General features: G+C 33.8%; 9 protein-coding genes and 1 pseudogene. 1 reads left to right on the top strand and 9 read right to left on the bottom strand.

Annotated features, from left to right (window positions below; translation table 11 throughout):
* Nucleotides 1–56: 56 nt before the first annotated feature.
* The gene (locus LB888_RS05590) at nucleotides 57–812 is read right to left on the bottom strand and encodes an ABC transporter permease subunit (RefSeq protein WP_143412017.1); all 756 of its coding nucleotides are present in this window, start codon (nucleotides 810–812) and stop codon (nucleotides 57–59) included.
* Nucleotides 812–1,447 (bottom strand): ABC transporter substrate-binding protein, encoded by a 636-nt coding sequence (locus LB888_RS05585; RefSeq protein ID WP_318753882.1) that lies wholly within the window; start codon nucleotides 1,445–1,447, stop codon nucleotides 812–814. The genes LB888_RS05590 and LB888_RS05585 overlap by 1 nt, the downstream gene beginning before the upstream one ends.
* Nucleotides 1,448–1,725: 278 nt before the next feature.
* On the opposite strand from LB888_RS05585, the gene LB888_RS05580 reads away from it, so the two are divergent.
* A complete protein-coding gene (locus LB888_RS05580; protein WP_318753881.1) occupies nucleotides 1,726–2,904 on the top strand; it encodes an ROK family transcriptional regulator in 1,179 nt (392 codons plus the stop codon).
* 70 nt (nucleotides 2,905–2,974) lie between these two features.
* Here the strand turns inward: LB888_RS05580 and LB888_RS05575 are convergent.
* From LB888_RS05575 to xylA, 7 genes and pseudogenes are all read right to left on the bottom strand, one after another.
* A pseudogene (locus tag LB888_RS05575) lies at nucleotides 2,975–3,928 on the bottom strand (aldo/keto reductase).
* Between the two features lie 93 nt (nucleotides 3,929–4,021).
* Nucleotides 4,022–5,053, bottom strand: a complete 1,032-nt coding sequence (locus tag LB888_RS05570; protein ID WP_078755175.1) for a sugar ABC transporter substrate-binding protein — start codon at nucleotides 5,051–5,053, stop codon at nucleotides 4,022–4,024.
* Between the two features lie 35 nt (nucleotides 5,054–5,088).
* Nucleotides 5,089–6,045, bottom strand: a complete 957-nt coding sequence (locus LB888_RS05565; RefSeq protein WP_318753880.1) for an ABC transporter permease — start codon at nucleotides 6,043–6,045, stop codon at nucleotides 5,089–5,091.
* 9 nt (nucleotides 6,046–6,054) lie between these two features.
* Entirely contained in the window at nucleotides 6,055–7,536 is a 1,482-nt protein-coding gene (locus LB888_RS05560) for a sugar ABC transporter ATP-binding protein (protein WP_311920792.1), read from the bottom strand.
* A 10-nt stretch (nucleotides 7,537–7,546) separates the two neighbouring features.
* Nucleotides 7,547–9,163 carry a glycoside hydrolase family 43 protein gene (locus LB888_RS05555; protein ID WP_318753879.1) on the bottom strand — a complete coding sequence of 539 codons (1,617 nt, stop codon included), beginning with the start codon at nucleotides 9,161–9,163 and terminating at the stop codon, nucleotides 7,547–7,549.
* Between the two features lie 274 nt (nucleotides 9,164–9,437).
* Nucleotides 9,438–10,910, bottom strand: a complete 1,473-nt coding sequence (xylB, locus tag LB888_RS05550; protein WP_318753878.1) for a xylulokinase — start codon at nucleotides 10,908–10,910, stop codon at nucleotides 9,438–9,440.
* A gap of 23 nt (nucleotides 10,911–10,933) precedes the next feature.
* Nucleotides 10,934–12,241 (bottom strand): xylose isomerase, encoded by a 1,308-nt coding sequence (xylA, locus tag LB888_RS05545; protein ID WP_318753877.1) that lies wholly within the window; start codon nucleotides 12,239–12,241, stop codon nucleotides 10,934–10,936.
* Nucleotides 12,242–12,279 lie beyond the last annotated feature (38 nt).

Below are 12,279 nucleotides of genomic sequence, written 5' to 3'. Positions count from 1 at the left end.
TCCATAACATTAAATCTATTAAATATTTTGATAATAAGTCTATAATATTCATTAAACTAACCTTTTATACCCGAAGAGGTAACACCTTCAACAAAGTATTTTTGAGAAGAAAAATATAATAATATAGCTGGTAGTAAAGATATTATTGACATTGCCATTATTTGATTCCACTCAACTACTCCACTACTTGTATCTATATTCATTTTCAATGCCACAGAAACTGGATGTTTTTCAACAGAAGTAATATAAATTAACGGTCCTAAATAATCATTAAAACTCCATACAAATTGAAATATTACACAGGATACTATTGCTGGTTTTAAAGAAGGTAAAAGTACCTTTGTCAAAAATGGTGTTTGTTGCATATTAGGTACTTCTAAACCATATTCATACCCTTCTTTTACTACTCCGTCAATCTGTTCATCCTCAGTTAGTACTTCAACGGCAATTTTAGAAGCTGGAATACCTCTCGACGTACCCATCAGCTTAATTCCTTCTGGATCATTTAATATAAAATTGAGGAATTTAGCACTTAATTCAGGATTTTTGGTATTTTTAGAAATAGAAAATAACATTGTTGGTTTTGACATTGTTCCATCAAATTTAGCATTCTCTATTACTGGCATTGGTGCGATTACTAGTTCTTGATTAGTTTCTTTTAATGTTGCCTCGTTTGATTTTAAACCACCATTCCACTCTAGTACGCCTGCATATTCACCATTAATATACTTAGCATTTTGAGCAACTGATACAGGTTCAGTTCCTACATTTTCAAGATATGATTGTCGAGATACAAACACTCTAGAATCCACTAAATCCTTATACCATGTGCTTCCTTATAATCCTCTTCTGAATAATTTATATTTCCGTTCACATCAAATTCAGGCTTTCCAGTCTTTTGCTGTAAATAAAGAGTAGCAGCAAATTTTGGTGTTGGTGATACTAAAAGGAAAGAGCCTTCTGGTAGTTTTTTTGCTATTTCCTTGTATTCATCCCAAGTAGTTTGTATTTCAGAACCAAGTTTGTCAAGAATTGTTTTATTCATAGCAATAATGAGAACATTTTCTACTTGCGCTATCCCTTGTAAAATCCCATTAGATTCCCCAAATTTAAGAAATTCTTCATCAAATTGAGATAAATCGATAATATCTTTTAACTCATTTATATCATAAAAACCATCTCCGTTAGGAGAAAACTGATCAATCCAGTTATATAGAACAGTCATCACATCAGCTTCTGTACCACCAGCGAATTGTGTAGTAAAATTTTCAACGAGACTACCAAATCCCGAATATTCTGGTTTTATTTTAGTATCTGGATTAAGCTCTTCAAACTTTTTAATTGTCTCTAATGTTAATTGATGTCTATCATCATTGCCCCACCATGAAACTCTTATTTCTTCTGCTGATGCAGCTATAGGATTTAATATCGTAGAAGTTATTCCCACTGTTAATAATGATTTAAAAAAACTTTTTTACTATTTTATTCATAATATTACTCCTTTTTCTATTTTGATTGTCATATTCCAATTAATAAATTACCTAAGTATCAATTATCCCTCCTCATCCCATTATTGACTCAGGTTTGTTTGTGTGTTAAACTAACTTATATATGAATTGTATCCCTTTTCATAATGGGGGTCAATTGTTTTTTGTAAAAACATTTAGTCTTTTTTTGTTCTCTTTCTATGATATAATTATTACACGAATAAATAGGAGATATTTTATGATTTCATCAGTATATAGTATTAGAAATAACAACGAATCTTTAGTATTAAAAGCCATCATTGAAAATGGCCCTATCTCACGAGCAAGCCTTTCGGAATTAACTACTTTAAACAAAGCTTCTATCTCATCAATTGTTAAAACGCTGATTGAGGAACGTCTTGTTAATGAAACCGGAATCGGTGATGCTAGCTCTATGGGAGGTCGTAAACCGATTTTATTAGAATACAATAGTTCCTCAGGAGCAGTTGTTGCCATCGATATTGGCTACAACTATATCAATGTTCTGGTTGCTTTCTTAGATGGAAAAATCATTTTGGAACAACAACTAAGAAAAATTGAAATTAACACAAACACCATTAATGACTTATTAACTGACATTTTAGACTATGTTATAGAAAATGTTCCCAAAACAAATAAAGGGATTATCGGATGTGCACTTTCAATTCATGGTATCACGCAAAACAACACGATTAATTTTTCGCCAATTTATGATTTAATTGGGGATGATTTATACCAATTCTTATCCAATAAGTATGACTTCCCATTTTACTTTGAAAATGAAGCCAACTTAGCAGCTTTGGGTGAGTATACCTTCGTTTCTCGCGCGGAAGATTTACTATGTATTTCGATTCACGGTGGAATTGGACTAGGTATTATTGAAAATGGATTACTTCATCATGGCAATGCTGGAAAAGCTGGTGAAATAGGACATTCAATCATTTTCCCTGATGGTAAAGCTTGCCGTTGCGGTAACAAAGGCTGTCTAGAAAAATATGCGTCTCAACAAGCAATTTATGAGAGTGTATCGGAAGCCTTCGACATTAATATTGATAAAATAAATTCAGATTATTTGGTTAAAATGTTAAAAACCGAACAAAGATCTGCTCTTTTAGATTTGCTAAGAGAAAAAGCCATGTACTTAAGTTTATGTATTAATAATATTATTCTTTTCCATGACCCAGAAGTTGTTTATATTGACAGTTCTGTATATGAAAAAATCCCTGAATTGCTAGAGTTCATTCACGATTCATTAAATAGTCGTTTCACAGAAGGCGTTAAAATAAAAACTTCCGCATTTGAAGGACGCTCTACTTTATTTGGAGGGGTGGCACTGGTATTACGTAACTTCTTAAACATTCCAGTCTTTAAACTCCGCAATTATTATCAAGAAAACTAAATATTTTCATTAAATAACACCTATCAAACTGACTGTTCTCGTCGCTTTGATAGGTGTTTATTTCTACACTCTAATAATCTCCACGAATATGATTATGGACTTCATTCCAATAAAAATCTTTCAATCGTGTGAGTTCTTCATCTGTGTAGTCTTTAGCGTTAAAGACCTCAAGATTACTTTTAACTTGTTGAATGTTTTTAAATCCTGGTATTGCCGCTGTGATACCCTTTTGCTGAACAACCCATTTTAAAGCTGCGACCGGCATACTAATCCTTTCTTCTTTAATCCATTCTAACTGATTAACCAATTCAATACCTTTTTTGAATGGTAAGCCACCAAATGTTTCTCCAACATTGAAAGCTTCACCGTTCTGATTATAATTACGATGATCATTTTCAGGAAAAACAGAGTTAATGGTATATTTCCCTGTTAATAAGCCACTTGCTAGGGGTACCCGTGCTAAGACCCCAACGTGTTTTTGTTCTGCTAATTTTATCATTTAATCAATGGGCTTTTGTCTTAGCATATTAACAATTACCTGAAGACTACTAGCTTTGGTATTATTTAAGACAAATTCACCTTGTGCATCTGTTTCAACACTGACACCATAATAACGTATTAACCCTTCTTTTTGTAATTGTTCTAACACATCAAATACGGCTAACTGTTCTAATATTTCAGTACTGGGGCAATGAATTTGATACAGATCTATCGAATCCACACCAAGGTTCTTTAAACTATTTTGAGCATAACTTTTTACTTTCTCATACGTATAATTATCTGGGTTAGTAAAATCATCTTTCCGTCCAAATTTAGTTGCAATATAAATTCTTTCTGTTCGTTCTTTTAAAACTTCTCCTAGAATCTGTTCGCTTTTACCCATTCCATAAACATCAGCCGTATCAAAAAAGTTTACGCCTTGATTAATTGCATAATGAATTGCTTGTTTAGCATCTTCTACAGATACATTGCCCCAGTCACTTCCCATTGCCCATGTACCAAAACTTAGTTCACTGATTTTCATATCGGTATTACCTAGCTGTTTATAATTCATTTTCATGCTCCTCTCTTTTTAAAACTTAAGACCGCAACAAATGTCACGGTCTCATATTCAATATTATTCTGTTGTATCAGTAGATTGTTTTTGTTTTTCTTTACCGTACTCTACTAATTCTTCTGCACGTACAAACTTAACATCGATAGGAATATTATCTTCTAATTCTTCACCATCAATTGCTTTAACTAAGTTTTCAATTACTTGAACTCCAATGTTATAAGCGTCTTGGTCAACAATTGCTGTAATACGTCCGTCTTCAATTCCTTTTTCCCATGTTGGAGTGTAGTCAAAACCAAAGTGTAAGATTTCTCCCGCTTTATTTTGAGCTGCTAAAGCTTCCATAACTCCTACGTCTGGACCTTCTGAACCTAAAGAGAATACTAGTACTAAATCAGCATTACCAGTAATTTGGCCTTCTAATTGTTCTTTTGAAACTGCAGCTTGGTCTTTATCTTGAATGGTTTCCAAGAATTTAAAGTTAGCAGCATCGTCACCCATTACTTCGTTAAATCCTTCTTTTAATCCTTTTTCACGAGCAATCATTGTCGGTTGTGCACGGTCTACACAGACAACAGAGATTGAACCAGAAGTGATTCCTTTTTCTTTCAATTCTTCTGCTGCTTTCATCCCTAAATCACGACCTGCGAGAACATTATCTGTTCCTACATAAGCAGTACGATCTTCGGGGTTTTCTAAATCAGCATCAAATGTTATAACTGGAATATTAGCGTCCATAGCTGCTTTGATAGGCGCCTTAAACATATTAGCTTCAATCGGTGCAATCGCAATACCTGCAGCTTTATTCGAAACGGCTTCATTAATGAATCCAATATGTTTTTCATTTTTTTGCGCTTCTGCTGGGGGTGAAGTTTTGACAACTAAATCATATCCTAATTTCTTAGCCGTATCTTCAGCCCCTTTTCTCATTGGGTTCCAATATGCACCAATATCAACGATTGGAATAAAATATAATGTTTTATTTGCTTCTCCAGAATCTGCTGTTGTATTATCTGAAGAACCTGTATTACCGCAAGCTGCTAAAAAAGTTGAACTTGCTAATAAACTTAATAACATTTTTGTTATTTTTTTCATGCTAAATGCTCCTTTTTCTTTTTTAAATGATTTTTTTAGCTGTTCATTTCAGCTTTTCTTCTTAAATAATCGATGATAATAGAGAACACAATGACAACACCTGTTACCACTTGTTGCATAAATGCGTTAACGCCTAGGATTGCTAACCCATTATTAAATAGTTGTAATGTGAAAATACCAACTACCGCACCACCAATAGTACCAACACCGCCACTAAATTGTGTCCCCCCCATAATCGAAGCAGCCATCGCTAGTAGGTCTAGCCCTTGGCCTTCATTAGGACCACCGACGTTAAGATTACTCATTAATAAAATACCCGCAATTGCTGCTAATGCGCCTTCAATTGCAAACATTTTAATGACATGTTTATCGGTTTCAATACCAGATAAACGTGCTACTTCACTATTAGAACCTACTGCATAGCAGTAACGTCCAAAACGTGTATTTTTCATAATATATGAGAATAATACAATAATTAAAATAAAAATTAATGTGTTAGTATAAATGATATTACCAACTACTTTAGTACCTGCGATTTTTCCAAACCAATCTGGGGTACCCGTAACATAAATTCCATTTGTTATGAACATAATGATACCGCGAATAACATAATTAGTACCTAAAGTTAAAATAAACGAAGGTAGGTCTAACTTTTTAATTAAGATACCATTGATTGTCCCAAAGAAAACCCCAATTAAAATAGCAATTGGAATGACTAAAATAGGCGACCAACCTAATGAACCTAAGTAAACTGCTGTGGTCCCTGTAAAGGCTGCAATAGATGCAATTGATAAATCCACATAACCGGTTATCAATACCATACAGTAAGCCACTGTCATAATGCCAACCGGTGGAATTTGTCTAAAAAAGTTAGAGATATTACCTGCTGACAAAAACATAGGACTTAATAGCGAGAACATTATAAATAAAATAACTAAAACGACATATACCGAGTACTGTAAAAATAAATTTTTAATATCAAATTTTTTCATCTTTATCACCTATCCTAGCGTTGCTAATTCCATTATTTTTTCTTGTGTACTTTCTTCGATGGACAGCTCACCTGTTAATCTTCCTTCGTTAAGGACATAAGTTCGATCGACTGTTCCTAATAATTCCGGAATTTCACTAGAGACTATAATAACCGCTTTGCCATCCGCTACTAACTGATTAATAATGGCATATATCTCACTTTTAGCTCCGATATCAATACCTTTGGTAGGTTCATCAAAGATGTAAATATCATTTGAAGTATTTAACCATTTTGCAAGTACAACCTTTTGTTGGTTACCTCCTGATAAGGAAGATACTGGCTTGTCAACACTACTAATTTTTATTTGTAGGTTTTCAACCAATTCATCAACTTTTTTCTTAACTTCCTTGTGATTAATAATATTAGATTTTAAGGCTGTCATATTAATATTGTCTTTAATAGAAAGTCCCAAAGCAACACCTTGGTTTTTTCTATCTTCCGTTAATAAACAGATTCCATTGTTGATTGCTTCTACTGGTGATTTAATATTAACTTTTTGTCCTTTTACAAATATTTCCCCGCTTTCAACAGGATCTGCTCCAAAGACTAGTCTCATTAATTCCGTACGGCCACTCCCCACCAAACCTGCAAAACCTACCACTTCACCTTTTCTAACGTTAAATGATACATTTTTTACTGCACCTTTAGTATCTGATAGATTTTTTACTTCTAGAGCAATTTCACCAACCTCAACATTTCTTTCTGGATATAAGTTATCCAAGTTACGTCCCACTAATTTTTTAATAATTTCTTGGTCTGTTAAGTCTTTAACATTATCTGTACTTATATATTGTCCATCACGTAATATCGTGATACGATCACATAATTGGTGGATTTCCTCCATTCTATGCGAAATATAAACACTTGAAATACCTTTTTGTTTTAAAGCATTGATTATAATGAATAGTACTTCAACGTCTTTATCTGATAATGAAGTTGTTGGTTCATCAAAGATGATAACTTTAGCGTTTAAACTGAGTGCTTTTGCGATTTCAATCATTTGCTTACTTGCAGTTGATAATTTATAAACCACGTCCGTAGGTTTAATATTGACTCCTAACATATTTAAATAATATTCTGTATTATCATGTAATTTTTTGTAGTCAACGATTCCTAATTTTTCATTTTTATATGGTAATCGTCCCATATAAATATTTTCTGCAACTGTTAATGATTCAGCCAAGTTAAATTCTTGATGGACAAATCCAATTCCCAAATCTTTAGCAATTTGTGGAGAGTGGTTTTCTATCATTTGGTTTCCGAAGAGAATTTCCCCAGAATCTTTTTGAATTACTCCACCAAGAATGTTCATTAAAGTTGATTTCCCTGCACCATTTTCTCCCATTAAAGCATGTATCTCACCTTTTTCTACTTCTAGTTGAACATTCTTTAATACTTTTACTGGTCCAAAAGATTTGTTAATATCTTTCATAGAAAATAGTATTGTCATTATTACACCTCTAATCCAATTCTTGATACTTGAAGTAATCTATGTAAGATTTCAATCCATATCCCGAATAGTCAATATTAGCCATTCCTACAAAAGCCCCTGTAAAGAAACCTCCATAGTGCATATTGACATAATCATCTGATAAAATTTTAGCATCTAAAATGATATTAGTTGCTTTCCATTCTTTTCCATCGAATGAATACTCATAGGTATAATGAGTCGTTCTTACCTTACTTCTTAAATAGACATATTCTACATTTTCGGGGATTGCAATTTTATTTTTTGCAAAATAACTTGTTAATTGTCCATTATCACTTTGTAATATTTCTAATGATTTACCTGTGTTTTCATCCCAAGTTATCGCAATCATTGACCAATGATTAGAATTATAGTAATTAACTAATCCTGAAAGTTGTTGGAATGTTGTCGGTTCATACTTAATTTTTATTTCAGCATCAAATTCAAATGCTTGCCATCTTCTTGCAACTAGAGAATTTGTATGTAAATTATTAAATGATCCTCTACCATTCAATACTAAATGGCTATCTTTAATTTCTCCCATTTGAGCATCAAATGGTACTCTTACTGTATTGAAGTTGATATCTAGCTCGTCATTATCAAAGTCATCAAACTGACTATTAACTTGATTTCCTTCGATTTCTGCAGTTACAAAACTAGGCGCTTCGACTTCTAGTGAACCTTGTTTTCCACCGACAATATATGGCCAATCGTTTTCATCCCACTCTACTTTTTGTATAGCTGTTTCACGACCAAGTGTACACCAACCTCTTGGATCTGTGACCGATTCTGTCTCATGGTGCCAAGGTCTACCAGTTAGATGTGCGAAGTACCATTCTCCGGTTTGAGTTTCTACTAAAGATCCATGTCCACATTTTTGTAATGGATTTCTCGGAGAATCAAAAGCAGTTAAGAAAATATCAGGTTGACTTTCGTACTCCCCATATAGTTCGGTACTTCTTGCCACCACTTGTTGATGTGTATAAACTGTTCCACCTTCAGCACAGAATAAGTAATAGTATTTTCCAATCTTATAAATATGGGGTGCTTCGGTCAGTTTAACTTCTGTCCCTTTCCAAATAATTTTGCTTGTTTCTGGTAATAAACGTTTTTCTTCATGTGAATATTCCGTTAATTTGATTCCATGAAACGGATGCATGTATTCGCGATGATCCCATTCCATTTGTACGAGATATTTTTTGCCATCTTCATCGTGGAAAAGAGATGCATCAAATCCAACACCATTTAATACAATTGGATCACTCCAAGGTCCCATAATAGAAGGTGATGTAATTAAGTAGTTTGTAACATCTTTAAATGAGCCTTCCACAACTTTTACATCACTATAAACAATCCAAAACAATCCATCTGCATATGAAATATCCGGTGCCCAAACCCCACCAGAATCTGGATTCGCTTTCATATCTAATAAAGTTGTTGTAGATAATGGATGTGTTAATAATTCCCAATTAATTAAATCTTTTGATTGGTGAATTTGTATACCTGGGAACCATTCGAAAGTTGAAGTAGCAATATAGTACGTATCATCTACTCGAATCATCGATGGATCCGGATTAAATCCTTTCAAAACTGGATTTATTATTTTCATTTTAGATACCTCCAAATTATTATTGAGTTCGTTAGTTCTCTAAACTAACTAAAGTATACCGTTTTTTGTCTGATTTGTAAAGGCTTTTTTTATATAAATTCTTAATTTTTCGCTATTTCGAACTTAATAGAAATTTAGCTGACCAATTTTTTGCTTTCACTAATTCATAAATGTTTTCAATATTTTCATTATAATTTTTCAACTCTCACTAAATTGATTAACAATAAATGAATAAAAGATGTTGGTGAAAAACACCAACATCTTAACTAAGGGGCTAAATTTGTTTAATTGCAGGATATACTTTTTGATATCTTTCATAAACTTCTTGATATTTCGCTACATTGTCGGCATTGGGTTGATAATTCTTGTCATATTTCACAAATTTAGAAATACAATCTTCTACAGAATCCACCACACCACTACCAATGGCAGCCAACATCGCTGCACCTACACCTGGTCCTTGCTCTGTTTCTAGTGTAATAATCTCAGCGTTAAATATATCTGCTTGCATTTGCAACCAGCCTTTATTTTTGGCTCCACCACCTACTGATACTAACCGATCAAACTCTTGATTGGAAACATTACTCATAATCATTTGGGCGTCTTTTAAAGAGAAAGTAATCCCTTCTAAAACTGCTCTGGCAAAATGTTTTAATCCATGACGAATATCGATATTGGTAAAACTTCCACGAATTTCACTATCATTATGCGGAGTACGTTCCCCGGTAATGTAAGGGGTAAATAATAATCCTTCTGAACCTGGTTCTATTTTATCAATCCCTTCAAGTAATTCTTCAAATTTTAAATTGCTTGCAAAGGTATTTTTGAACCAGTTTAATGAATTTCCAGCTGCCAAAGTCACTCCCATAGCATAATATAAATCGGGAGCACTATGATTAAACAGATGGACTTTCCCTTTATAATCAACATCGGCTGTTGGTTCACTTGCTAAGAACACGCCACTTGTTCCAATTGAAATCATACCTAAACCTTTATCAACTATCCCTGCACCTAAAGCAGCACACGCATTATCAGCTCCGCCGGCATGAACACTCACATCATGAGTAAAGCCATAACGTTCTTTTATGTCAGTTGTAATGGAGGCTACTTTATCGATTGAACGATGCAAGGTTGGTAAAATGGAACGGTTAATATTAAATTGGGTTAAAATTTCTTCCGACCAATCCAATTTTTCTATATCCAATAATAGAGTACCTGCAGCATCCGAATAGTCCATTGAATATTCTCCTGTTAGAGTATGAACCAAATAATCTTTTGGTAACATTAAATGCTTCGTTTTCTGCCAATTTTCTAGTTCATTTTCTTGAACCCATAAAATCTTTGGTAATGTGAAACCTTCAAGTGCTATATTTTTAGTAATCGCTAATAACTCTGGTCCAAATTCAGCCATAATGGTTTGACATTGTTTAGTGGTTCTAACATCATTCCATAAAATCGCCGGTCTTATCACTTCGTTATCATGGTCAAGTAAAACTAAACTATGCATTTGACCGGAAAAACTAATGGCAACAAGACGATCTGAAAAATCATCAACACGATGGTTCAACTCATCCATTACATTAAACATAGCCTCTTTCCAATCCAATGGATTTTGCTCACTATACCCTGGTTTAGGCTGTAATAAAGCATAATTTTGATCAGCGGTGGTGATTAATTCGCCAGATTCATTAAATAATAAACCCTTTAATGACCCTGTTCCTAAGTCAATACCTAAAACATAACTCATCTGTCCCACCTCAACTTTCTAAATTAGAACAATAAATCGTTTAAACGAGACTTCACAACTTCTAAATGACTTGATTCTAAATGGATGTCTTGATTTTCTAAAGCATAAGCTGTTAGGCTTTCTAAATCTTCTGCTCCATCTACAATGCGTTTACCAATTCCTTCAGTATAACTTGCATAGCGTTTTTCACGTAATTCATCTAAATAACGTGTTTCTTTTAATTTCGCTGCCGCTTTTAAGCCACGTGCATAGGTATCCATTCCGGCAATATGCGCTAATAATAAGTCTTCCATTTTATGTGATGATCGTCTTACTTTCGCATCAAAGTTAATACCACCCGGTGCAATACCGCCATTTTCTAGGATTTCATACATGGTAAAGGTCGTATCATACACATTTGTTGGGAATTCATCTGTATCCCAGCCTAATAATAAATCTCCTTGGTTGGCATCAATTGATCCTAATGCTTGATAGTTACGCGCAACATTTAATTCATGTTCAAATGTATGACCCGCTAATGTCGCGTGGTTAGCTTCTAAGTTTAATTTGAAGTCCCCTTCTAAACCGTATTTTTGAATAAAGGCCATCGTAGTTGCTGCATCAAAGTCATATTGATGTTTTGATGGTTCTTTTGGTTTTGGTTCAATTAAGAATTGTGGTTTATGACCAATTTTTTCGCCATAAGCAATCGCCATTTTGAATAAACGCGCAATATTATCTTGTTCTAATGCCATATCAGTATTTAATAATGACTCGTAGCCTTCACGACCACCCCAGAATACATAGTTTTCGCCACCTAATTTTTTACTGATGTCTAAACCTTTTTTCACTTGGGCTGCCGCATAAGCAAATACATCTGCATTATTAGATGATGCTGCACCATTGTTATAGCGTGGATGAGAGAACATATTAGCGGTATTCCATAATAATTTAATTCCTGTTTCATCCATTTTCTCTTTAATTAAATCGGTAATTTCATCTAAATTTTGGAAGAATTCTTCTAATGAATCCCCTTCTGGTGCAATATCCACATCGTGGAAGCAGAAATATTCTACCCCTAATTTTGTTAAGATTTCAAAGAAAGCCTCTACACGATTACGCGCTGTATCCATTGGTGTTTCACCAAACCAAGTACGTTCATTAACCGGGTTACCAAATGGATCGCTACCATCTTGGGTCATGGTATGCCAATAAGCAACCGCAAAACGTAAGTGCTCTTTCATTGTTTTACCTAAAACCACTTCTTCTGGGTTATAGTGACGGAAAGCAAATAAATTATTGGTTTCTTTGCCTTCGTATTTAATTTGACTAATCTCTGGGAAATAACTCATTTTTCATTCTCCTCTTCTTTTTAGGTTTGTTTGTCTAA

This window comes from Globicatella sp. PHS-GS-PNBC-21-1553, assembly GCF_033564055.1.
Taxonomy (GTDB): Bacteria; Bacillota; Bacilli; order Lactobacillales; family Aerococcaceae; genus Globicatella; species Globicatella sulfidifaciens.
The sequence above is the reverse complement of the archived record's forward strand: the minus strand, read 5'-3'. Positions and strand labels throughout refer to the sequence as shown.